The organism is Chitinophaga eiseniae, from assembly GCF_012641265.1.
GTDB classification, from domain to species: Bacteria; Bacteroidota; Bacteroidia; order Chitinophagales; family Chitinophagaceae; genus Chitinophaga; species Chitinophaga eiseniae_A.
The window spans coordinates 1,759,958-1,785,248 of record NZ_JABAHZ010000001.1; the positions used below are offsets into that span (position 1 = coordinate 1,759,958).

Consider the following 25,291-nt stretch of genomic DNA (forward strand, 5'->3'; position numbering starts at 1 on the left):
TATTCTCCTGCCACGGGAGCATAATTACTAATTAAATTAGTACCTATATAAAATAAAGAAGCCCCGTTTACCTCTACAGCAGGGCATCCAGGACTTCTTTACATTATTCAATTTGCTTTCGCTACAAAAATACTAATTTATTTAGTATTTCATAATTTATTTTTTCACTTCCCGTATTCAGGCATTCTGGTCGTGCTTCGTCCAGATGAATGCCCTGGTATCGTAACCCAGTGACGCAGCTTTATCGAGAAACCGTTGTTTGATGTCGGCTGGAATGCTGGTATGGCGGGACAATATCCAGATATGATGCAGGTTGTTACCAACCACGAGCGCATGTTTGTAATGTTCATCCACATCTATCACATTATAGCCTGCGTAAAAGGGCCCAAAGAAAGATACTTTAAGGCGGGCCAGTTCCGGCGGACCTATAAATTTTGCTTTGCCGGTGCTCTCCTTCCATTCCTGTTTATCCGGGTTAAATCCTTTGTTACTTACTTTGATATCGCTGCCACCATTCATTGCGTAAGTGGCGGTTACATTGGTCAGATGGCGCTCATATTTGTAGTCGAGCCGCGCGATCTCATACCAGGTGCCCAGGTACTTCCGTACATCAAAAGGATAGATAGGCTGTGCCCCCTTTGGAATAGAAACTTTAAACGCATTATACAATAAAATGGCGGCTGCCGCAGATACGCCGGCCGTAACGGCAATGGCCAACAATTTTTTATCCTTCTTCATAGCCATAATTTTATATCGGGAGAGCTACTACAAATATGTTGCCTTTATGACGCGCTCGCCAGACGCGGGGCTGTCGTAAGCGTACTGTTGCTTTTTTGCTACAGTTAGTGGAAAGACGGACGGGCAGGTTACGCTGTTTCTACATGTAACCACAAAAAATAGCGTATGACGGGCGGCCGGTGGTGCCAGCCCTGTCATACGCCTTCCTTAATGATCCTTTATTTTTCTATTCCAAACCCTACTTCGTTGGCCCAATGCGTTTTCCAGTCAGGATGAAAGGCCCTCGCATTCAGCTTGGATACGCTCCGCTCTTTCGCCAGCTCCATACAACTACCGGGCGCACCGTTATCATTTACCCGGAACGATAACTTAATTTTCTGTCCCTTGTCCAGCGCCTTCTTTACATCCGGCAATTCGGCCCAGGGAATAGCACATTCGGTGATCACGGTATTGCCTTCCCGGCGTATTACCAGTTGCCCGTTCTTTACGGCTCCCTCCCCTTCGGATTTAGGCTGACGGGGGAAGAAATGCTTACGATTTAAGCCCGGCGTCAACAACCGCCATATTTCAGCACCGCCGCCATATTCCGGCGCCACGGGATTCAGGGCATATTCATAGTCGGTACACTTATAACCGGTATACCGCGGCATCGTTCCCGGTGGATTGGCCAGCATACCATCCTGCCCATCGGGTATTACATTAAAGGCCAGCAACACGTTATCGAAAGAATAGCCTAAACCGGAGTTATCAGGCGTCACCGGGTTTTTACGGTAGGTATAATGCCGTACCCCCGCTGGCCAAACGAGTGGGTATTTCAGCTCTTCCTGCAGAACTTTAAGCGTAACGCCGGCAGGCAATGCCGGCGGCTGTCCTGCGAGATAGTAGCCGCGCTTGCCATATACCCCTTTCCAATGGCCGCGGGTATCAAAATCTTCTCTTGCCGTATCGGTAGCGGCAGCGTCGTCAAACAGTACGGCGCCCAGTTTCACGCTGTACCACCAGTCCCTGCTGCGCAATACGATCCTTACTTTCCCGGAAAGCGGCAACAGCTCCCAGGTACCATTCCACAAATCTTTGATGTAGCGTTGGTGCACACGCTGGTCGCCTTTATATACTTCCACCATGATCCCCGGCACCCGGAGGTTAGGGAGATAAAGGCCTACCTGCGTAAGTTTATCTTCCCGTAATTGCAGGTCGATGCCGAAGGCGTTGGTATTATCAGCGCTCTCCAGGTACTGCATCGTATAACCGTTACTGTTGGGTAGTTGCAGGCCGCTCAGCGTATCGGCAGGTACGCTGCCCATTTTGCTGATCAGCGCGCGTTGCATATCCATGATATAAGCGGTATCGGGATAAAAGAATTCATCATCCGGGCGATGCTCAAACCGGTACGTTCCCGGATGCGGGGTGCTGTCGGCCACTTTGGAGGCAAAGTAAAAGTACTGATCGTCATAGGCGAAGTAGCCGTTAGCATAGCCGTTGGCGTTGGTATCAAAATTCTTGAATGGATACCAGGCGGCTTCCGTTACGCTAACGGTCGCCGCACCGCTACTGCTCACTGTTTGCGGCAAGGCCGTTTTCCAGTCATCCAGTTTGCCATCTACGTGTATTCCTAACCGTGATATCACATTTACATGCATATCTTCCTGGTGCGAGGCGGCGCCATCGGCGCCGGCATCAAAACGGACGCTCAGCGGGTAGGTATTATTCACTGCCGCCGTGCCACCGGTGACTTTCACCGGGATGATACGGGTTTCATGTGGCGCCAGGTGAACGGTATCGGGTATACGAAGTGGTAGTCCTCCCAATGTTACCTGGAGCCTGCCGGTCACCGGCCGGTTAAGGATATTGGTGAGCAGCAACGGCATAACAGGCTGTTGTTCGATGCGGGCGGTCATATCCTGCGCTATAATTTCCACCGGCTCATAACCTTCTATCCGCGCTATTTCCAGGGTTTGCAACAGGCGGGTAAAAGAACCTTTGCTACCGTTGGTGCGCAGGAAATATCCCTGGCTGTTCAGCGGTACCACCAGCTTCCCCGCTACCGGTGCGATGGTGTTGCCATAGAAATCATACAGCTGTACACCATCGGCGGGCAGCGTCATGCTGCCACCCTGCAAAGGTTCATATGGGCCTTTGCTGGACAGCCCGCGTACACCGCGAAAGAGTACATGCTCAGGGCCAAAGGCCTCGCCGATATCGCCACATACCACTACGGTGCCGTCGTCGGGTTGTTTGGGGCCTCCGTCAAATACCATTAGCCAGGGCAACCCTTTGGTGAAAAGCAATTGTTTAAAATCACGCTCTCCTACCAGGTGTTGTACGGCCCCCAACGCTGCTGCCTGGGACCAGGTATCCGGGATACGGGTCATTTCCTTCAAGCCTTCCGGTGTGTGTATTTGCTGGGTGAATCGTTCACTACCACGCCCGCCGGTATACATATACCCGGCGTAAATGCCCATGGACCGGTCGTACCCGGCCGAACGGCAGGTGGCTACGGTGAGGCCTATACGATCGTCGGTATTACCCACCCAGCTTTCTGTATCCCATATTTTAACGCGACCATGCGGGGATTTTCTGTTCACCCAATCGGGGTAAATAGCGGGCGATTCAATACCCTGGTAGTGTATAGAACAAAAATCGAAAATGGGCAGAAAGGTCATTTTCCCATCTGCAAACAGTTTGTCCCAGGCATTGGAATTGGAGTCGCCCCCACCTACCAATACATCTGCTCCTTTTTTACGGGCTTCCAGCACTGCCTGGGCCATCACTGTATATATCTCGCGATAACGTGGAATATCCGACTGCCAGCCGGAAATAGAAGCGCCCTCCCATGGCTCGTTCCATAACGATACCGCGGTAACCGGGCCTTTGGGCCATCCATACTTCACGCATAACCGGTGTACAAACTCCCGGAAGTCGCCGTCGGACGATGGCGCCCATACAAAGTCCTGTTTTGTTTTTTTCATAACACCTGCCGAATCCAGGAAAGAACGGGGCCTGCCCAGTGGCAAAGGGGCCGTTCCCGCGCCAAACATCAGCAATACAGTGATATTTCTCTCTTTATATTCTTCCAGCTTACGGTTCAAATCCGCCATTTTTTCCGTATAGTCGCCGGCGTTAGTAGGTGTATAATCTACCCCCATGCGGATAGCCTGTACGCCTACCCGCTGAAGGAAATCGGCTCCCATATCATCGAGCGACTGCTTAGGATACTGTATCCGCTGTGGATTGGCGCTGAATGTACGCACCAGGCTGGTGATAAAGCGGCGCCCATACTTCCCCAGGTCCAGCACCAGCGCATATCCGCCGAAACGGTTGGGGATTTGCGGCGCATGTTCCAGGTTCACATATCCCCTGGGGTCTATCTTTACCTTTACCGGTGTGCTGCTTATCGTCGCATGCCGCTCCATTTCCGGCAGCCATATATCACCCGGACGCCCCTTGGTGGCGTAGCTGATCAATTCTATCTTTCCATCGGCTATCAGTGGCTCATTCAATTCATTCACCACCTGTATTGTATACGACGGCTGCTCTCCCGGCCACAGTACGTTGGAGGGAATAGCCGCGCGTATCAGCATCACATTGTAATCATAATGCCGTTGACGGTTTTTGACACCCATCACCGATTCGTAGTTTACCCATTCTTCCGGGGCTTTCATCTGGGCCATGCTGTTTACCACACTGATCAGTGCCAGTGCGGTCATCCATATATATTTCATCTGTTATTGCTTTATAAACTTTCGCCGGCCTATGGCGGTACCGGTAGCGGCATCTGTGATCACCAAGATGTACGCACTGGACGGCAGGTTGCTTACATCTATGTTTACGGCTTCGTTTGTTTTTACCAGGGTGTTTTTAATGAGTTTTCCAGAGATGTCGTACACGCGGATGACACAATTCTTCGCTTTTGTTGACGGTAAATCGATATGCAGTGTGTTCACTACCGGGTTCGGATATACGGACAGGCCATTTTCATTTACTACCTGCATATGTGCCAGTGCTGCAGCCGGTGCTGCTGCTGAATCCGGAGCCGGCGTCCAGCGGTAAAGCACTATCTTGTTGGCATTGTAGTCATCTTTCGTGATATAATATTCGCCGTTGGAACGGTGGTACGCTTTGATACCATATTGCGAATCCACATCGTTACCCACATATACTGCCGGGTTGCTGCTGTTCATGGTTAGTACCAGTGCGGCTGTTCTCAGGTCAAATACATCGATATCGGGGATCGCATAATAGCCGACAAAGAGGTAGTTGCCTGCGGCCGACATAGACTTAGCCTGGGCCCTGCTCAGGGTGATAACGGTGTCGGGTGTACGATTTCCGGCCACCCATCCCCGGTATACTTCTATCCGGTTGCCAATCAGCGTCCAGTCGGTATTACCGCCGGCCAGCACCATCACATCGCTGGCTGGTATATATTCCAGTCGGTTTAACCGGGCAATAGATGCCGGCGTAGGCGTGGAAATCACCGGGCCCCATATCGGTTTTCCATTGCTGGCAAAACCAGTTAAAGGATAGTGTTGTATGGCATTGGTTTTATCCTGCGAAATCCAGATATCTCCCAGGGAGTCCAGGCAAAACCCATTTCTTACTTTGCTGATGGTATCTCCCGGAATCGCGATATATCCATCGGTAGCCGGATTAAAATAGTAAGTGTAAAAGATATCTGCATTTTGGTTATTGGCCACCAGGATACGGTGTCCGCCTACATTGGCCAGGTGGCCAAAGTGTTCGCCCCGGCTATGATCGCTCATTTGTATACGCGCATCCTGCGGATAGCGATAGGGATCTACGGTATTGGCCACATACGTGCCTCCGTTTGTACCGGTATAGGAATAAATTATATTGCCGCTGTACAATAACTGCCCATCTGTTCCGGCATCGGCAGCAGCGTTTCCTTCAAAGTTCAGGGCCTGCAAGGTCCATTGCAACGTACCGGCGTTATTGTAGCAGTGAATATCTGTAGCACCATTTCTCCCTAAGTCCCAGGTACCTCCCCAGGGATTATTCAGCACATATAAGTTCCCCGCCATATCGCGACCTATACCCGCCACCCGCGTAAAACGCTTGTCGCCGGTAGCTCCGCGGGTACCGGAAGTTTCGTTGAGATAACCGCCGGTTACGCCAAAGGTGCCTGTTAATACAGGCGTTCCCGTTAGGTTCGCATACATCTTGATATTCATATCGGGGCCCTGATCGCCTACGAGCAGCTGCCCGCGGGCGCTGTCGGCATACAGGGCAGAAGGACGCGCGGTAGCGCCTATATTTAATACTGCTCCAGCCAGGCCGGTAGAATCAAAACGTTGTACCGTGCCCGTGCCCAGCAATACCACCCACACGGCGCCGGCGCTGTCTACCGCGATGGCCCCGGGATGCGTTACGGCCCATTCGCGGATCTTTACGCCTGCCGTGGTAAATACCTCCACGCGGCTACCGCTGGAATCGCTCACAAATACCCGTCCGCCGGAAACAGCAATGCCTTGTATGGCATCGCCAGTGCCAGTGCTGGCGGTAAACAGCAGGTCGCGGGTTTTGGTAGCCCGGTTATAGCGGCCCACCTTACCGGCGTTAGGCGCCTGCTGCGCGGTGAAGATATAGGTAGCGTTGCCACCAATAGCGCTGCCCTGCGACTCCTTGTTACCGCCCATAGATCCCAGGGTAGCGGCCTGCTGATAAATACCAATATTACGTCCCTTTTCATCCCACATGGAGGCGGTATATACCACCCCTTCCGGCGACACCCACATAGAGCGGGCACAATTACCTACGTGATTGGCTACATCAGAAAAATTGTTGCCTACCCAGGTGGTAGTGTACTGTCCGTATACAAGGTGAGCGGACAGCAACAGGATAGTAGTAATAATGTTTTTCATCTTTATTATTTTTTGAGGGATTAATAACCATTATTCTGCACCAGCCGTGGGTTACGGCCAATTTCCCGCAGCGGGATAGGCCATAGGGTCTGATCGGCGGTGATACCCAGCACGGCGGCGGCCCTGCCGGTGCGTACCAGGTCATAGAACCGGTGTCCTTCAAAGGCCAGCTCTTTAAACCGTTCGTTTTCGATGGCCAGCGTCAGGTCCGTTTCTCCCGCCTGTGGATAGTCGTGGGTAGAAGGCTGATCTGTTGGTAAACCAAAGGCACGGCGCCTGATGATATTCAGTGCAGCCACCGCTTCGGCCGTTTGCCCCAGGCTGTTCAGGGCTTCTGCTCTCACCAGTATGATATCTGCCAAACGGAGCGCAATAATATCTGGCTCTGTACCATTGGTTAAGCGGGTATACTTATTGACGTAAGGCAAAGCCGGCGTAGCATTGTTGAAGCCCAACGCGGCGGCCTTGCGTATATCACCACTTTCATACGCGTTAATAATTTTTGTGGTAGGCGCAACCTGGTAGCCCCCGGTTTGGAGTCCTGCGGGAATCCCATTGGCAGGAATATAATAGCTGTACAAGCCATTGCTCTGTGCTGAAGCGCTGACATACTGGATTTCAAAAATCGCTTCGGTACTGTTTTTACCGCTGGTAGAAAACATACCGCTATACGCCGCGCTACCGGATACCAGGCTATACACCGGGCTGTTCATCACCTCCAGTGCTTTGGACGCAGCAGCGTTATAATCCTTCATGCTCAGGTATGCCTTGGCCAGCAAGGCTTTGGCACCGCCCTGGCTGGCGCGGCCCCGGGTAGTAACGGCAGCCGCAAAAGTAGGCGGCAGATTCGCTTCTGCAATTTTCAGGTCGGCAATAATTTGCTTGAAAATACTGTCTACCGAAGTGCGGGGAACAGTAAAATCGGCGTTAAAGGAAGTATAAGGCTCCAGCACCAAAGGCACCGCCCCATAGGCTTTTACCAGGTTAAAATAAAAGTAGGCCCGCAGAAAACAGGCTTCTCCCAACAGCTGTTCTTTACGCCCCGGAGCAAACAAGCTATCCTTCATGGGTGGTACATGCTTCAGCAAATCGTTGGCGCGACCAATACCGGTATAGTTATTCTGCCAGTAAGCAGCCACGATCAGGTTATCTACCGGGATGCCATGAGTAGAAAAAGGGCTGTAGTTGATCAACAAAGCGGTAGTAGCATCGGAGCCGGCATCAAATGCCAGCGGAAATTGCGCCGCAATGCTCTGTATTGCCGGGTAAATGCCCACGGCGGCCGATTCGGCGTCATTGCCGGTTTGCCAGAAATTCTCATCTGCAATCGTGTACTCCGGAACCTGGTCCAGTACTTTGGTACAGGAGGCAAAAAGAAGAAGGATATATATTAGTCGTAAATTTTTCATAACGGCTGCTTTTAAAAGTTCACATTTAATCCTACCAGGAACGTGCGTGCCTGCGGCTGTACGGCCCAGTCAATACCCAGCTGCGAATTTTTCACCGACTGGTTCTGCGACTCCGGATCTAAACCGGAATAGTTGGTAATGAGAAACAGGTTCTGTGCGCTGACGTATACGCGGGCGCTGCTGATGCGCGCTTTTTTCAAGGTGGAAGAAGGGATGGTGTACCCCAGCGTAATATTCTTCATCCTGATAAACGAACCATCTTCTACAAAACGTTGCGACACTTCTCCATTGGTCAAACTACCCGGCACCGTTGGATCGTTGAATACCGCGCGGGGCACGTCGGTAATGGTGTTCTGCGGCGTCCACCGGTTCAGTGTTTTGGCGTCGCCGTTGTTATAGCTGCTCATCCTTTCCAGCATACTGCGGGTTTGATTGTATACTTTATTGCCGTACGACCAATACAGGAAAAAGCTCAGGTCTACTCCTTTGTAGCCGAAGGTATTGGTAAGGCCACCGGTAAAATCCGGTTGAGCGGTACCCAGGATGACGCGGTCGGCCGCTGTTATCTTCCCGTCTTTATTAATATCATCATAGATCATGTTGCCGGTAGCCGGATCTACGCCTTTATTACGGTAGCCAAAGAAGGAACCAACAGGCTCGCCTACACGAAAAATGCTGGTAGGCTGACTGGTATAGAAAGATCCCGGCAGGCTTTCCGTGAAGTCGGAGCTGGACGGGTCTCCTGCTACGGTTTCAGGGAGGCTGGTAATCTTATTGCGGTTGAAATACAGGTTGAAGTTGGTGCTCCAGGTAAAAGCGCCCCGGATATTGTCGGTATTCACAGAAATCTCCAGTCCTTTGTTCAGCAACTGGCCTATATTGGCGCCGTTGGTGCGGGCGAAACCGGAAGTATAGGGCAGGTCCAGTTTAAAGATCAGGCGGTTGGTGAGTTTGCGATAGGCGTCTATAGTGACGTTAATGCGACTGTTCAGGAAAGATACATCCAGCCCCAGGTTGGTAGCTGTGGTGGCTTCCCAGCTAAGGTCTACGTTCGACAGGGAGGTAGCGGCGATTCCCGCCTCGGTGCCATAGTTATACCCGGTAGAATAAGTGGCCAATGAAGGAAAATCTGAGCCAAGGCCTTCATTGTTCCCCGTAACGCCAATGCTGGCACGGATCTTCAGGTCATTGAAAAAGCGCTGTTGCTTCATGAAATTTTCGTTGATAATACGCCAGCCAGCAGAGATGGAAGGAAAGAAACCATATTTCTTGTTGGCGCCAAAACGGGAAGATCCATCCGTGCGGGCTACACCTTCCAGCAGGTAGCGATCGTCATAGTTATAACTGATCCGGCCGAAATAGGATACCAGCCCCCATTGCGAGCGATAGTCTATCGGCGAAGACAACGACGTAAACCCTGTTACCGCTTGTATAATATCGGTGGAGTTGGTATTACCGGAAACGCCTATACGCCGTACGCTGGCTTGCTGCGCGCTCTGTCCGAGCAAGGCCGTTAATTTATGCCGGCCTTTCAGGACAGGCGTATACGAGAAGGTATTTTCATTAACCCATAAAAACTGTGTAAACACAGATACAAAGCCACTGGCGGCCGAGCCATTGTTGACCAGCTTGGACTGGTACCGGTCGTCGGTGACCTGCTGGTTATCAAAACCGAAGCTGGTTTTGAACTTCAGGCCGGGCAAAATGCTGTACTCGCCGAATACGTTGCCTATATAGCTGTTTACGATCGACTGGAAGCGCAGGTTATTGGCGATCATTACCGGGTTAGTCCAGTGCCGGCCCGGATCGGTATAATAAGTGCCGTTGGGATTATAAATCGGATCGTTTGGATTTTCTATCAATGCCAGCGCCAGTACAGACTGGCCGGAAAAGCTGTTATCCATACGGTTATTGATAGAACGTACCCCGGTAAGGTTGACCCCTATTTTTAATTTATCTGTAGCAGCAAAGTCGAAGTTCACCCGCCCGTTATAGCGTTTAAAATGCTGCAAGCCCACGATGGTACCGGTTTGATCGAGGTAGCCGAGGGAAACATAGTGGGATGTTTTTCCCGAGCCGCCGGAGATAGACAGGTTATAGTTAGACACCGGCGCTGATCTGAAGATGGCATCCTGCCAGTTGGTATTGCGGCCTGTGTTTACAATAGCCGGATCGTCGGGCATTCCAGCGTTGGCCCTTGATTCTTTAAACAGTGTTACAAATTGCTCGCCGTTTAACACGGGCAGTCGCTTCGGAATATCGGCAACGCCGGTATACATGCTGAAATTAAATCTTGACTTCCCCTCTGCGCCTCTTTTGGTGGTGATGAGGATTACGCCGTTGGCGCCCCGGGAACCGTAGATGGCTGCGGCGGCTGCGTCTTTCAGAATTTCAACCGATTGTATGTCGTTGGGATTAATATTATTGGTCGTGGCAATCCGCTGTCCATCGCCGGAGATGCCGTATTGAGCAGCGGGCAGGTTGCTCATAGGTACGCCATCGATCACATACAGGGGCCTGTTCTCACCAAACAGGGAGCCGTTACCACGGATACGGATATACGTTTCATCACCGGGAGCGCCGGAGTTCTGCACTACCTGTATACCCGCAGCCTTACCCTGCAGCGCCGCATCCAGGCTGGTCACTGCTACGCCTGCCAGCTCGTTGCCTTTTACGGAGGAGATGGACGAGGTAACATTCTTTTTTTGCTGCGTACCATATCCCACTACCACCAGGTCGTTGAGAGACGCGCTTTGCAGCTTCAGGGTGATATGTAATGTTTGCTGACCGGCTACCGCCACTTCTCTCTGCTCAAAGCCCACATAGGAGCATACCAGCACACTGTTTTCCCCGGGAACATTGATGGAGAAACGTCCCTGCGCATCAGTAGTAGCGCCGGAAGCAGTCCCCTTTACCCGGATCGTTACGCCTGGCAACGTCCCTCCTTTTTCATCGCTGATCTGCCCGGTGATGGTCATCGTCGGCGGCTCTTTCCCGGTGGTAGCCGGCGTTTCTTTTTTGGTGACCACTACAATTTTATCTGTTATTTCATATTGCAGCGAAAGTCGGTCCAGCAGCGTGCCCAGCACCCGGGTAAATGGTTCGTTGGTGCATTCCAGTGATACCTTATTCATGGCCGGTGTGGTTTGTCCACGCCAGATAAACGAGTAGCCGGTTTGTTGTTTCAGCACTGCAAATACTTTTTCGAGCGGCACATTTTTCACGGATACAGTTACATTTTGCGCGGCAGCGCAAACCGGCAGCAGTACAATAATCAGCAGTATCCATAATAATTTGGCAGGCCCTCTTTTGGTGACAGAGAGTAAGCCCGAGGCAAGGAATTTCATATTTTTTAATCGTGGATTTAAACGTTAGCAATCATAAAACGTGGAAGGGTATGCTTACGCACAGCACATACTGTTCCGCGCCGAGGGCCCTCAGCAACTGGTTCCAGCAGGCATACGTATTGTATCCGTGCAGCAATCAGGTCATGACATATTCATTTAAAAAGATGATTTAATTGGCTGCCTGGTAAGGCATCACGGTAATAGTTCTTCCCTGTATCTTAAAATGTACGATTTTGGTTAGCTCCAGTGCTTTCAACAACTGCGTAATACCAGCTGTACGGGCTACAATACCGGACAGCGTTACGTTGGTCAGGTCTCCTTCATATTTCACCTCCACATCATACCAACGGGCTACTTCCTGCATAATGCTACGGATATTGGTTTCCCGGAAATAAAACTCTCCATTTTTCCAACCCAGCGTTTCTTCCATATTGGGTTTATTCACCAGTAGTTGCCCGGTACTGTGATGCAGCACCGCCTGCTCACCCGGGTGTAATACCACCTGATCATTTACTTTTACGGCGCCCTGTACCAGGGTGGTTTTAATCGCCTCCTCTTCCGTATAGGCCTTCACGTTAAAAGCAGTACCCAACACCCGTATATCCATGCCTTTGGCGGCCACGATAAAAGGTTTCCCGGCATCGGCGGCAATATCGAAATAGGCTTCTCCCGTAACCTCCACTCTCCTGCTGCTATCCGCAAATGTAGCCGGGTAGCGGATAGAGGAAGCAGCATTGAGCCATACCCGGGAGCCATCCGGCAAAGTGAGCTGATACTGGGAACCATTGGGCGTTTGCATGGTATTAAAAATCAACGCCCCTGCTTTAGCACCTGATGGATGATAGGCCAGTTCGCCGTTGGCCAGTTTCACTACCTGCGCGGCGCCTTGCTGAGCTATAGTCCCGTTGCCGGCGCTGTCGAGCGAAATACGCGAGCCATCGCCCAGGATCAGGATGGGATGCGTCGCTTTGCGGGTGGGCAGTTCCAGTCTCGCCATCATTTTATTTGCCCGGTAGCGATGCGTATGCCATTTCCAGCTAATGCCCAACAGCAGTAAAAAGATAGCGGCAGCAGCAGCATATTTAAACCAGGAACGGGAGATCAGCGGTATTTGTACTTTATGTACCACGTTCATGGCAGCATCCTGCATACGCGTCTGCATCATAATTTCGGCGGCCATCTCTTCCGCGTTGTAATCGGCATTTTCTATATACGCCGGATCGGTAAACGCCTGTTGAAGCAGCTGGTCCAGCAACGCTTTGTTCTCCGGCTGCCGCGCCATCGTGCGAAACTGCCGGAGCTCTTCTGCATTGAGCGTACCACTCATATATTTTTGAAATAGTGCTTCAAAGGTCATATACGGATGTAGGTTTAATGATATCAGCAATACCCGTTCCTATGATAAGGACGGAAAACAGGTCAGGTGTAAGACAGTAAAAATAAAATTTCATGAAAAAAAGTTGGAAAACACCAGCAGCAGTATCAACACCTGCTCCGAATGATGGCTCAGGTACTCCCGGATACTCCGTAGTGCCCTCACTACATAGGTTTGGGAGCTGACCACGGATATATTCAGTTTACGGGATATCTGGGCATGGCTTAGCCCGCTGAAGCGATGTAATACAAATACTTCTCTCAACTTCTCAGGAAGAAGTTCAATGGCCTTTCTCAGCGACTGCTCCAGCTCCTTATATTCCAGGGAAGACTGGGCGTTACCTGCCTGGGAGGCTGTCAGGTAATCGGCCAGCAGGTCAATATTATCGGTATGCAGCACTTTTTTCCGCAGGTGGTCCATGATGAGGTGACGGGCGCATACGTAGATAAAAGTGGCTGGATTGGCTACCCCCGGAAGCCGCTCCCGGTTATTCCATAATTTAATGAAGATATCCTGCGACAGGTCCTTTGCCTGCTCGGGAGAGCGGGTCAGGCGCAGGGCCGTACCATACACCTGTGGCCAGTATTTTGTGACAAGAACCTGGAAGCTCCGCTCATCTCCGCTGGCAACGGAGAGCAATAATTCCTGTTCATTTTCGTGGATCAAGGTCGGTATCAGTTATTCATACACGTAGTGATGCATGAAAATAATACAACCCGCGTTAATTTACAAAACTACTCTATGGGCGGTGTGGTTTCACGCAGAGGAGCAAAGGCGCGAAGATCTTTGCTCCTCTGCGCCTCTGCGTGAAATTTATTCATTCATCTTTTCCTGGAAAAGCTCCAGGTATTGGCCTACATGATAACCATCTGCCAGGGCGTGGTGTACATGCACGGATACCGGCATACGTTTCCGCCCATGTACGTCCGTCATTTTCCCAAAGCTGATCTTCGGGCAACTGTCTTTAAAAGAAAAACTACGGGCATGGGAAACTGCGGTAAAGTTGATCCACGGCAAAGATGAATAGTGGATCACATTTTCCCCGGATATGGCCGGTACCAGTCCTGTACTGTTTCTCACGCGGTTGGCTTCCTGCTGGCCGGCAGCTTCAAACGTATGGAAATCCGCATGATAATCCATATAGGCAAAGCCAAAGGTGCCGTCGGGCCTGTTGATAGTGGGTGATGCATGTACCTGGTCGTATATCCATACCTGTCCCTCGCTGATACGGTAGCGGAAAGGCACTACTGCATTGGCGGCCGCCAGGGAACGGTGCAGGTACCACAGGAAGAAGGAATGTCCACCGGCTTTGGCCTGTTCATAGGCCCGGGTACAGTCTATCTCCGTACAAACCCCAAAAAAGGGTTCTTCAAAGCGACTGAAAAATTCAAAATGATCTTTTCTTACCCAGGTATCGAGTGGCAGTAATTGTTTCATGATATTAAATGCGGCAGTATGTCTGCCATACTATTAAATTGATAAAAATGCGGGTCTTCAATGGTAACGTCTACATGCTCGTGCTGCCAGGTAGTATGATAAGGAATATGCACGGCATAGCCGCCGAGCCCCAGCACCGGCAATACATCCGACTTGAGAGAGTTACCGATCATTACAAAGTTTTCCGGGGAACAGTCCAGGTGCTTCAGCAATTTCTGGTAGTCGCTTTCTTTCTTGTCGCTCATAATTTCGATATGATGGAAATAATGCGCCAGCCCCGATTTTTTCAGCTTACGCTCCTGGTCCAGCAGATCGCCTTTGGTAGCCACTACCAAACGGTATTTACCATAGAGCGCTTTCAGCACGTCTTCCACCCCATCCAGCATTTCAATAGGTTTGTTTAACATTTGTTGTCCGTATTCAATCACCTTGTGCAGGATAGCGGGAGAAGCCGTGTTTTCCGTCACCCGCAGCACCGTTTCTATCATGCAAAGCATAAATGATTTAATCCCGTAACCATACAGGGGCAAGTTGGCCATCTCTGTTTTAAACAGCTCCTGCGATACGGTGTGCCGGGGCAGGTAATCTTCCAGCAGGCCACAAAATTGTTGTTCTACTTCCTGGAAATAAGGTTCGTTTACCCAAAGGGTATCATCGGCATCAAATGCGATGACTTTAATATGATCCATCATTGTATTATTTTTGTGTTTTACCGGGTGCAAAAATAAACCCCGGCACTGAATTAAACGGGACATTTGTCTCACTCCCAGGATATGTTACGAACCAACACCGCTTTTCTGCAGTTCGTGGAACAGCTTTTCGAGGACAAGCAGGCAGGAAACACCATACAGCTGAAATCATTTGCCGCCGGCGCCCACCTGATCCGGCAGGGCTCCATCATCTCCCAGGTTTACATTATCCGGGAAGGTATCACCAAATGTTATATTGCGGAAGATAACGGGAAAGACTATATTTTCGAATTCTTAGGTCCTGGCGAAATTACCGGGGAACTGGAAGCTATTAACAAGGGCGCCTGTTTATCTAATATTACCGCCATTACCCCGGTGACGGTTTTCGCTATTCCGCACGACCGGTTTATGGCGCTGCTACGCAGTTACCCGGAATTCAATGAACTACTGCTGAAAGTATTGGCCGCCCGTATCTATCAAACCTGTATCCGGACTTCCTACCAGCAGTTGTACCCGGTAGAATATGCCCTGTTGCGGCTACTGGCGCTGGAAGCCAGCCAGCAAACTTTCTTTTCAAAAAAAGATATGGCCGCTTACCTGGGTATTTCTGTCAGAAGTTTTAACAGGACATTGAAAGATTTGAGAGAGAAAAATATCCTGGATAAAAAAGGGTTGAATATTGACTTGAGTAAGGAGCAGCTGGAACAGATGATCAAGCGATTTGAAGAAGCATAAAAAGGGATCGGATGAATGATCCGATTATGATAAAAAATTGCCAATGGTAATTGATATTGAATTTAGGTAAAACTTCATTATTTTTCCCTACGAGCTGGATCTTCCGGCTCGTAGGGAACTAAAAGTACAGGGATATACATACAAGTGTAATACCTAAGTAATATCGTATGAAATGTAAAAGCTGGTGTCTTCTTACTAATGTGTTTCTCTTGATATTAATTCAGGATGTTAAATCACAAGAAATGACTGATAGTAATCTGATAAAAGCAATAAATACTTATCATCTGGGTGATAATATAGACCATTATAAAGGATTTGTTCCAATTAAAGAAACCGAAAACCAATTGGATCTTCGCATCGTTTTTTTCCCTTTTAAAGTAGACTATCTTCTAGTTCAGGAGCAGCTGCCAGTTGGTATTGATCACCTGGGTGTTTCAGTGCTCAATAACAATATTGCTGGTGTCCATTTTCTTTTAACAGACACCAGTTCAATTTTGCCTATGCTGGAAACAGAATATGGTCCATGGAATACGAAGTTTACCGGAATGTTGGATGGCTATGGATACAATTGGAAAAAAAGCCCTTGTATTACCTATACAAATACCTCAGTACCATATAGAACCGATATTCAAAAAACAGTTATATCAGTATATCAATGTGATCAATTTAAACAAATTGTAGTTAAATCCTTTTCAAAGTACATAAAGGATTAGCCACTGCTGCTATTTACTTTTCTTCAACTGTTCTATTTCCTGCCACTGGCGCGTATTCTCCTTCTTCAGGTCGATAATGTACAGGGTCAGCTCTTCGATCTTCTGTAATAGTTTCTTATTCATTTCTCCCAGGTCCAGTCCTTCTTTTTCTACTTCCCTGGCGGCAGGAATGTCTGGGAGATGCTTATTTTCTTTGATAAACGCTTCTACGTCCGACAGTAATGGTAGGGCATAATCCGGCTGAAATACAAAGTCCGCCCAGGAGGCTTGGGTTACTTTTACTTTCCTGGCGCCAATCGTTCCTTCTACGGCCAGTTTGTAACTGCCGGGCGTGAGCGTACCGATGCCAACGTTACCAGCGATGTAATGGTTTGTATTGCCTGTGAGATACATGGCATTACCATAAGTAATGCCATAACTGTTAACCGTACTGTCTATCGCTGTTTTAAACGTATGGGCTGGTCCTCCTGGCTCCTGGTAGGGAAGCGGCTGTTGCACGTTATCATATACAACCGGGGTAAACGCATAATTACACTTATAGTTGTAGGAGGTATTACCGCGTAACCAGATAAGAATACTACCACCAACACCGTTCCGCGAAACATCCGTCCATCCGGCCACAAACCTGGCGGTGGTGGGCACGAATTGCATCATATCGGTATTAATGAATGCCGATCCATTTCCCCAGGCAGTGACATGGAACCTGAATTTTGCGATGAGCGACCCTCGCCATAACGAGTCGTTGTGAACGCTGGAGCGACCAAGCTCCAGTTCTACAGCCGCATTATTATTCCAGCCACCATCAGCGAAGGTAACCGGGTAATATTTATTGAGATCTCCCTTTACCCAAAAACTGCCGGTAACCTGGGCAAAGGTCATCTTCGTACCAGCAAATAGTAATAAACAAAAGAAAAAAATCTTCTTCCAATGGAACATAGGTAAATAATTTAAGTAGGATGTTTAAAAAAAGGGATAACAAGATGTTGGGTAAACTTATCTGGTAAAGGGTTATACAGCCAGTCACCATAGGTATCACTAATATCGCCATGAAGATACTAAAAAAACGCTACCCGGGATTTTCCCCGGGTAGCGGAAAATAATTTTGCCACGTCATAAAAATGAACTTATTTTATCGCACTCAAAATGACTCCGATGAAACACCCTGACTTATCCTAAGTACGGCCACAGTCCGTATCTTTTCACCACTCCTAATAACCATGTAAACTCGCCACAGTTATGCAAAGTAACTACCTCCGCTTTCTTGGCCCCGTCTTCAAAAGAGCGCAAATAGAAGATCGCCGGGCCGAAATCATGCGACAAACTGCCCTTATCGGCGGAAAGGAAGGAATCCAAACTTTTACCGCAGAATCCTTTGCACAGGAAGACCAGCAGCAGATACTGGTACCACCTGAATTTAATGGCAAAGATTACGTGACCTTCCTGCTACACATCGACGCGGAAATTGAGCATGGGCTGATGTTGCAATACCTGTATGCCGCCTATAGCCTGGGCGGACCACAGGTACCGGATCAATACCGGGATCAGATCAGCTCCTGGCAGGAAGTGATCCTCGGTATCGCCAAAGAGGAAATGGGACACTTTGTATCGGTACAAAATGTACTGAAACTGATCGGTGCGCCTTTACATTTTGAGCGGCAGGACTATCCCTGGGATACTCCCTTCTACCCGTTTCCCTTTAAGCTGGAACCGCTTACCCTGAACTCGCTCGCGAAATATGTATATGCAGAAGCACCGGCAGACTTCATTAACAGCGATGATCCGCTGGCTAAGGAAATTAAAGACCGGGTAGCCGCCGAAGTACCCAAAGCCAACACCGTAGGCGCTTTATTTCACGTGCTCCTGCACCTGATACAGGACCCCAAGGTGATTAGCGATGAAATATTCCAGGCAGACACCTACCCCTACCAGGCCAAATTTGATGAATGGGGCCGGGGTTATACCGGCGGACAACGGGGTAACGCCAAGCATGGAAGCCCTCCGGGTAGCCCGGATGTACTGGTAATGCCGCTGGCCAGCAGAGATGATGCCTTCAACGCCCTTAATGCCATTGCAGAACAGGGAGAAGACAATACCGGCGCCAGCACCGACCCCTCCCATTTCGAGCGGTTTCTCAGCATATACAAGCAGATGAGCGCCGTAGTGAAAGAAGCGGGCAGCAGCTGGGCCCCCGCCAGGAACGTAGCGGTAAACCCCTACATTCCCGAAGACGTGGAAGACGGCAGCAGCGATCCTTCCGAAGGACAAACCGCCGACGAGGAAAGAGACAAGATCACCAACCCCGATGCACAAAACTGGGGACATCTCTTTAACCTCCGCTACCGGCTACTGCTCAATTTCCTCACGCATAGCTTTGTGCTGGAAGATGGATTAAACAGCGCCGGCGCCATGACCCCACGGGGCCTGATCATCAACTCCACTTTCGGAGAGATGTATAACCTGCGCAGCATTGCCACAGCCATGGTACAGATGCCGCTGACGGTAGGTACAGGCGATAAAACAGCGGGCCCACCCTTCCTCACGCCTTACACATTGTCGTTGCCAGCAGGTGAACACAACAGGTGGCGCGTACATGCCGACCTGTTACAGGCATCTGCCACGATGATCAACACCCTGCTGGAAACTACGGCAGCACAGCATCACCGCTACCTGTATGCCCTACAGGAAGCTGATAGCAAACTGTTGCAGATTATCCGCGATATGGTAGCCGTACCTGCTTAACATCACCGCTTAAAACTATTGCTATGAAAATTACTGAAATACGTATACTACCCCCATTTGCCGTAGCGAGACTCGGATCTTCCACTGTACCGGTGGCCGCTTACGATCTGGAAATCCCCGTCGACCAGCCGCTGGGGTTTCGTAAAATCGTTCCCCAGCCTACCTTTTATGTGGACCCCGCCACACACGAACTAAGCGTTGATACGCCGGAAGAAGTAATATTTAAAGATGCCACCAGTACTACGGATACCAAAGGCACCATCCGCCCGGTAGCACCTTTCCTGGAAATATTTGCTATCACGGAAGATAATCCCGGTACCCTGGTACCACTCACCACAGATCTGCTTACCAAAGCCGGTTATCAGCTCACGGATATCTCCTGGGTCATCTCCCTGGGTAATTCGAAAATTATGCGCAGAACCGGCCAGCCAGCGGATAACATCACCGCCAATGTGGTGATTGAAAAGGGCAATTTTGCGCCGCAGGCGGTACTGGCATCCTGCGATAATTTCATCACAGGGAGAAAACTGCCGCTGGGATTTGTGCAATTCATCAGGCCCAATAAGGATTTCCCGGGCATCCGGCTACGCTATACACCCGGACCAGGCGCCGTATACGGTTGTTCCCGCAACAGCATCAAAACCGCTGGGCAGGCGGCTACGCATGATCCCAACATCAAAAGCGATGCGTACGTCATATACGATCCTACCAAGCCCTGGGCCAAATACAGTGAATCGCCCAACTTCAACCCCACCTACACGATGCCTGCCCAGATCTTCGCCGGCTATTCCGACACCGACGGCAATCAGCATAGCTGGGGCTATATCGACGATGAATGCGACGGCACCGTGATCATTAACATTGGTACGGGCAGTCAACCTGCATTGACCGCCTCCGCGCATATCTGCGCCGGTCCACCCGCCTTTGCACCGGATATATTGCCTATCCGCGCCATTTCGGATGAACTGGAACAAATACTCCATGGCACCGATCGCGATGGCGAAGTAGGTATTGAAGAAGCTGAAGAGATTGTACGCCGCGCCTTTGAGTCCATCACGCTGATGAATACCACCGTGATGAACGGGAATCCTATCAATGGCCGGTGGAACGTAGCCAGCACCATGGTACGGCAGGATACCAACGATTTTGGCCGGCTGTACGAACCTATTATGGCCGGTTCTATTGTAGATAACCTGGCCCTGCGTACCCTGCATGAAAGAGTATTTAATGGCCTCAGCACCGGCATGGCCGCCTGGTTTGCAGATGCCCTGCGGCGGCCGGATAAAATAGGCGACCTCTCCGACAAAGAACGCCGTAAAATGCCAGGCCTGATGCGCGGCGCCGATGGACGCGGTCTTACCCTCACCTATCGCATGATCAACACGGTGATACAAGCCGCCGCTTCTGCCATGTTCCGGGACAACGCCGACGCCAGTACGACAAAAATATATCCGTCCGATTCCATCAAAGCGTCGGATCTCGACGCGCAGCTCCATTACCGGGGGCAGGGCAACCCTTACAGTGTACTGTCGAGGGCCGCTATCTCAAACTGCTTCCCCGGCCTGGAGTCTGACTTCAGGAATCTATGGCGACATATTTTCATTGGCATTACCATCAGTGAAAATGATAACTACGTATTGGAAGACACCACCAGTAACAACCTGGCCGGACGCCGGATTGTAGGCATCAACGGCAAACCTACCATGGTGGCCGGAGAAGGCCCCGTTTTCCCAGGAGGCGATAATGTAGCACTGCGTACCCAGGACAACCCTAATGGCGCGGCTTTTATGGAGTGGTCGAACTTCATCGCTTCCCTGAACATCAAAGGCGGCGATACCGTAACGCTGCAATTTACCCCAGGAACAGCCACGCTGCCTGTATTGGTAACAGCAGATCAACTGAAAACCGACGCATTCCCTGCGCTTACATTCACTGTGCGTGAAATCTTTAACGCCAACGATGCGTCTATATCCACGCAGATACTGCGCCCCGGAGAGCTCACACAGGGCCTTTGCGCTCCCTGGCAAAACGACTACCGGGAATGCGCCTGCTACTATTGGGCCGCTACCCGCCCCGACTATGTAAACGTAGAACCGGGCGAAAACGGGCTCAGTAAAGGCGATATGTGGCTGGCAAAAAGACGTACAGGGGAATATGTACCCGATAACCGCGTAGACACCAGGCTGTTTTCCTACAACGACCTGTTTCAAAACTGGGAAGGAGAGCTGAACTTCATTATCAACGGTCGCGATGCCCTCAGCAGCGGTAAACAAGTAGCCGGCGGATCTGATGATCGCTTTCCGGAATGGGACGGGAAAATGGACTTCGTGGAGGAGCCCAGCCAGCCCAAAAAGACAGCGAAAAGTACGTCCCCCGATAACAGCAAAAATAAATCATGACACCTTCTTTTCCCTCAGACATAGCCAGACAGTCCATCCACCTCATGGCCAGCCGACTGGCATCAGAAGTAGCCAGGCAATCTTTGCCTGGCTCTTCTCAAATACACCTGGTCCCCGGCGCGGATCACACCCGGCTCTTTGTGAGCAATGGCAGCCGCTATTATAAGATTGCCGATACAACGGCAGCGCACCTCCAGCAGCTCATACAGCAGGGAGACGAAACCGCCATCCATCGGGAACTGGTAGCCATGGGGCTCCACACACCACCGGCGATCGACGATACTCCTTTGCAGGACCCTCCCGTACACGCCCTGTCGCTGGCCATTGCGCAGAAATGTAACATGGGTTGTACCTACTGTTACGCCGACCAGGGCGACTTTGGCGGCCCCGCTAAAAACATGCAGCTGGATACCGCTAAAAAGTCGATCGACCTCCTGCTGGATAATGCCGAACCCGGCCGGAAAGTGCAGGTAACCTTCCTGGGAGGCGAACCGCTCATTAACCGCCCCGCACTACGGGAGGCCACTATCTATGCGGCGGAAGCAGGCGCCCGCAAAAATATACCGGTTCATTTTTCTATTACCACCAACGGTACTTTGCTGAAACCAGATGATGCCACCTTCTTTGAAACCTACGGCTTTGCGGTAACGGTGAGCCTCGATGGCATTGGCGCCCAGCACGACCGGCAACGTCCCTTTAAAAGCGGCGCCGGTACCTATCAGCATATCATTGAAAAAATACAGCCCTTACTCCGTACCCAGCAGCAGATGCAGGTATCGGCCCGGGTAACGGTAACGCCGGGACAAAACGACCTGGGTGAAACCTTGCTGGAATTTGTCAATATGGGCTTTCACAGTGTAGGCTTCTCTCCCCTGCTGCGCGCGGCTAATGGTCGCGATGAAATGACTAAGCAAGACCTGAAAACGATGCTGGAAGGCATGATTGCCTGTGGGCTCCTGTTTGAACAACATGTGCTGCAAGGCAAACGGTTCCCCTTTCTCAACATGATCAATGCGCTGAAGGAAATCGGCAAAAATACACACCGCCCATACCCCTGTGGTGCGGGCGCAGGCTATATGGGCGTATCTGCCGATGGCGGATTATTTGCCTGCCACCGCTTCGTGAATGAACCTGCCGGCAGCATGGGAAATATTTACGATGGCGTGGATAGCACCCTGCAAAACAACTGGCTGGCATCGCGTCATGTACACCAGCAAACGCCCTGCAGCAGCTGCTGGGCACAGTATCTGTGTGGAGGCGGCTGCCACCATGAGGTACTGGAAAAAGGCCGGCATGCATGCGATTATATCCGTGGGTGGCTACATTACACGCTGCAGGCACATGAACGCCTGAGTCGCCTCGCCCCGGATTGGTTTATGTAAACAGCGCAACAAATGGATACCTTCGATATACTCATCCTGGGCGCCGGACCGGCGGGTACCTGTGCCGCACTGCGGCTGCTGGCGCTGGGATATCGTGTAGCCATGACCGAGAGCGCCGCCTTCCCCCGTCACCAGATCGGGGAATCACTATCACCCGGTATTCACAACCTTTTCGACTACCTCGATGCTACGGCCCTCTTGCAGCAACCACATTGCCAGCACCGTTTGCCGGCCCAGGTCATCTGGGAATCCACCACTCCCTTTCAACTAACCCCACAGCTCCGGGGCCATGGCATGATGGTAAACCGGGGCCTGTTGGACAAAGACCTGCTGGAACTGGCCGTGGCGCGTGGCCTCCACCTGTTCCAACCGGTGCGCTATGAAAGATGTACTCGCCATACGCAGCATTGGGAAGTACAAGTCCGCCTCCCCGAATGCCGCATAACATTACACAGCCGGTTTGTGCTCGATGCCCGGGGCAGACAAGGTATTACCCAATCTGAAAAATTAATAACGGCGCCGCCCATGGTAGCGTTATGGTCACATGTCGATGCCGGTCAAATGCCGGCTGCTACCTGCGTGGAAGCCATTGCCCAGGGTTGGTTATGGGGCGCGCCTACCGGAGACAATCAGTACCGGGTAATGGCGTTCGTAGATCCGGACAGCCTGCAACAACAGCCGGCGGCGATGGTGTATGAACAACTACTTCGCGAAACAAAATTATTCCAGGCACCCACATTACCGGAACGCCTGCAATCCTGCCCCGTTACTGCTTATGCGCATATACAGCCCTGGCGAAACGAATGGTTACAATTGGGCGAGGCCGCTTTCGCGATAGACCCGTTGTCGTCTACCGGCGTAGAAAAAGCCATGCGTTTCTCATTGCAGGCAGCCATTGCCGTCAACACAGTACTGAAGGGCGGCGACGCTGTCCTGGCACAACAATTTTACGAGGAAAAGCTACTGGAATCTGTAGTACATCATACCCAATGGACACGGCAGTATTATGCGAAAGGCTGGCCCGGCGCCATGCATGCTTTCTGGAAAGACCGGTCCATTCCCTATCTCTCTGAAAAAATTACAGAAACGCCTTTTTCGCTACAACTGTTACACGCCCTGCAACAAACCGCTCCTCCACTGCCGCCCCCGGCGGAAGGAAACAACCAATCTCCAAGCCTGCTAAAATTATGGCCGGGAAGCATTCAGCTCTCCCCGGCCATAAAATATGTTACCACGTCGTGTGTGGTGGATGATTGCCTGCAATTGAAAACCGCTATCCGTCACCCCAACCTGCAAAGAGATATTGCCTTCCTTGATGCGGTGGAAATTTACCCACTGTTACTGATGGTACCGGCCATGTCGTCCTTTGGTATGCTGGTAACCACCTGGAGTAAACAGGTCCCTTTTCCGCTGGCCGCTAAAATGGCGGTGTTCCTGTGGGATAAAGAGATACTGTGCCCGCAGTGATTACTGTGGATTCATTCCCATATACACACCGCGATCGGCCACAATACCTGTTTCCTGTAAGAAAGCGGCCATGTTAAACCCCGTAGCCTGGTAACTGGCCTGTACACTGGTTTTCGCCTGTGCCAATGCGTCGCGGCTCTCCCATTGTGCCACCGTTACGCAAATCAAATTGCCCTTGTCGTCGGTATATTCATAAGCCGCATCGCTGATAAATCCGGGCAGGGTTTTAATCATGCGCCGGTTGATACCGGTCCTTTCCCGGAAGGCGGCAATCGCTGCAGGCGGCACCAAAAATTTATCGATGAATGCCACCTGTTGCGGATGCTGCCGTGGCGGTAGTACAGGCGGCAATACCTGCAATGCCTGCAGGAAACCCAGGCGATCTGTTAATACTTCTACATGGTTGACTTTGCCGTTACGCAACTGGTAAATAGCCATGCCGTCGTTGGTAACCACTTTACCGGTGGGCGCCAGGTGCAGGTAAGCGCCCGTGTGCGTACCAGTCCATTTCCAACGGACCATTACCTTATCACCCTCTGCCAGCAAATCTTCCAGCTGGTAATGTATATCCGGGAAAGCTGTCAGCAGTGCCGCAAGAGGTGTCTGAAATGCGGCCGCGCCCTTTCCACCCTGCAGGCCGGTATAATCATCAGAGATATAGCTGGGTAACAACTGCATCTGTTGTTGATTCAATGCTTTTTCATACAATTCCCTGATCACTTGTTTATTTGTTTCCATCATAGTCGTGTTTACCTGTTTTGTGAAATGTTTTTTACGAATGGTTTGCGCATTGGAAATACCTGAGAACAGCAAGCATGCTGACAACAGGTATATCCTGGCTGGTACTGGTATCATGCGATTTGTTTTCACAAAAGTACCTTTCCCGCCAGGCGGGGAATTGTAAAAAATCATTGATTTCGGTAAACGGCGCTTATTTTTTTTATCAAGCATCTCCCTTTCATCCGCTATAACTTAAACTCAT

The 25,291-nt window shown here is 50.7% G+C and carries 17 protein-coding genes; 6 read left to right on the forward strand and 11 right to left on the reverse strand.

Features of this window, described 5'->3' with window-relative positions; all coding sequences use genetic code 11:
- Positions 1–177: 177 nt before the first annotated feature.
- The 9 genes from HGH91_RS06780 to HGH91_RS06820 form a co-directional block, all read right to left on the reverse strand.
- Entirely contained in the window at positions 178–738 is a 561-nt protein-coding gene (locus tag HGH91_RS06780) for a lipocalin family protein (RefSeq protein ID WP_168737664.1), read from the reverse strand.
- 218 nt (positions 739–956) lie between these two features.
- Positions 957–4,460, reverse strand: coding sequence for a hypothetical protein (locus HGH91_RS06785; protein WP_168737665.1), 3,504 nt, complete (start codon positions 4,458–4,460; stop codon positions 957–959).
- 3 nt (positions 4,461–4,463) lie between these two features.
- On the reverse strand, positions 4,464–6,617 hold the full coding sequence (locus tag HGH91_RS06790; RefSeq protein WP_168737666.1) for a T9SS type A sorting domain-containing protein: 2,154 nt from the start codon (positions 6,615–6,617) through the stop codon (positions 4,464–4,466).
- A gap of 20 nt (positions 6,618–6,637) precedes the next feature.
- The gene (locus tag HGH91_RS06795; RefSeq protein WP_168737667.1) at positions 6,638–8,026 is read right to left on the reverse strand and encodes a RagB/SusD family nutrient uptake outer membrane protein; all 1,389 of its coding nucleotides are present in this window, start codon (positions 8,024–8,026) and stop codon (positions 6,638–6,640) included.
- A gap of 11 nt (positions 8,027–8,037) precedes the next feature.
- Positions 8,038–11,373 (reverse strand): SusC/RagA family TonB-linked outer membrane protein, encoded by a 3,336-nt coding sequence (locus HGH91_RS06800; RefSeq protein WP_168737668.1) that lies wholly within the window; start codon positions 11,371–11,373, stop codon positions 8,038–8,040.
- Positions 11,374–11,542: 169 nt separating this feature from the next.
- Entirely contained in the window at positions 11,543–12,730 is a 1,188-nt protein-coding gene (locus HGH91_RS06805; protein ID WP_168737669.1) for a FecR family protein, read from the reverse strand.
- A 90-nt stretch (positions 12,731–12,820) separates the two neighbouring features.
- Positions 12,821–13,414: an RNA polymerase sigma factor gene (locus HGH91_RS06810; protein ID WP_168737670.1), complete on the reverse strand. Its 594-nt coding sequence runs from the start codon at positions 13,412–13,414 to the stop codon at positions 12,821–12,823.
- Between the two features lie 147 nt (positions 13,415–13,561).
- Positions 13,562–14,185, reverse strand: coding sequence for a chloramphenicol acetyltransferase (locus HGH91_RS06815; RefSeq protein ID WP_168737671.1), 624 nt, complete (start codon positions 14,183–14,185; stop codon positions 13,562–13,564).
- Complete coding sequence (locus tag HGH91_RS06820) at positions 14,182–14,877, reverse strand: HAD family hydrolase (protein ID WP_168737672.1); 696 nt, start codon at positions 14,875–14,877, stop codon at positions 14,182–14,184. Before HGH91_RS06820 ends, HGH91_RS06815 begins: the two co-directional genes overlap by 4 nt.
- An 81-nt stretch (positions 14,878–14,958) precedes the next feature.
- Here HGH91_RS06820 and HGH91_RS06825 point away from each other — a divergent pair, with 81 nt between their 5' ends.
- Both HGH91_RS06825 and HGH91_RS06830 read left to right on the forward strand, forming a co-directional pair.
- The gene (locus HGH91_RS06825; protein WP_168737673.1) at positions 14,959–15,609 is read left to right on the forward strand and encodes a Crp/Fnr family transcriptional regulator; all 651 of its coding nucleotides are present in this window, start codon (positions 14,959–14,961) and stop codon (positions 15,607–15,609) included.
- A gap of 242 nt (positions 15,610–15,851) precedes the next feature.
- Positions 15,852–16,322, forward strand: coding sequence for a hypothetical protein (locus HGH91_RS06830; protein WP_168737674.1), 471 nt, complete (start codon positions 15,852–15,854; stop codon positions 16,320–16,322).
- Positions 16,323–16,331: 9 nt separating this feature from the next.
- Here the strand turns inward: HGH91_RS06830 and HGH91_RS06835 are convergent, their stop codons facing one another.
- On the reverse strand, positions 16,332–17,258 hold the full coding sequence (locus tag HGH91_RS06835) for a hypothetical protein (RefSeq protein ID WP_168737675.1): 927 nt from the start codon (positions 17,256–17,258) through the stop codon (positions 16,332–16,334).
- A 300-nt stretch (positions 17,259–17,558) separates the two neighbouring features.
- Between HGH91_RS06835 and HGH91_RS06840 the strand changes: the two genes are divergently transcribed.
- From HGH91_RS06840 to HGH91_RS06855, 4 genes are read left to right on the forward strand one after another with little or no spacing between them, the layout of a single operon-like run.
- Positions 17,559–19,061, forward strand: a complete 1,503-nt coding sequence (locus HGH91_RS06840) for a ferritin-like domain-containing protein (RefSeq protein WP_168737676.1) — start codon at positions 17,559–17,561, stop codon at positions 19,059–19,061.
- A 23-nt stretch (positions 19,062–19,084) separates the two neighbouring features.
- Positions 19,085–21,460 carry a hypothetical protein gene (locus HGH91_RS06845; RefSeq protein ID WP_211092211.1) on the forward strand — a complete coding sequence of 792 codons (2,376 nt, stop codon included), beginning with the start codon at positions 19,085–19,087 and terminating at the stop codon, positions 21,458–21,460.
- Positions 21,457–22,842, forward strand: coding sequence for a radical SAM/SPASM domain-containing protein (locus tag HGH91_RS06850; protein ID WP_211092212.1), 1,386 nt, complete (start codon positions 21,457–21,459; stop codon positions 22,840–22,842). Before HGH91_RS06845 ends, HGH91_RS06850 begins: the two co-directional genes overlap by 4 nt.
- Positions 22,843–22,854: 12 nt before the next feature.
- Positions 22,855–24,309, forward strand: coding sequence for an NAD(P)/FAD-dependent oxidoreductase (locus HGH91_RS06855; protein WP_168737677.1), 1,455 nt, complete (start codon positions 22,855–22,857; stop codon positions 24,307–24,309).
- Here HGH91_RS06855 and HGH91_RS06860 read toward each other — a convergent pair whose 3' ends face one another.
- Positions 24,310–25,164 (reverse strand): ester cyclase, encoded by an 855-nt coding sequence (locus HGH91_RS06860; protein ID WP_211092213.1) that lies wholly within the window; start codon positions 25,162–25,164, stop codon positions 24,310–24,312. It lies immediately after the preceding gene.
- Positions 25,165–25,291 lie beyond the last annotated feature (127 nt).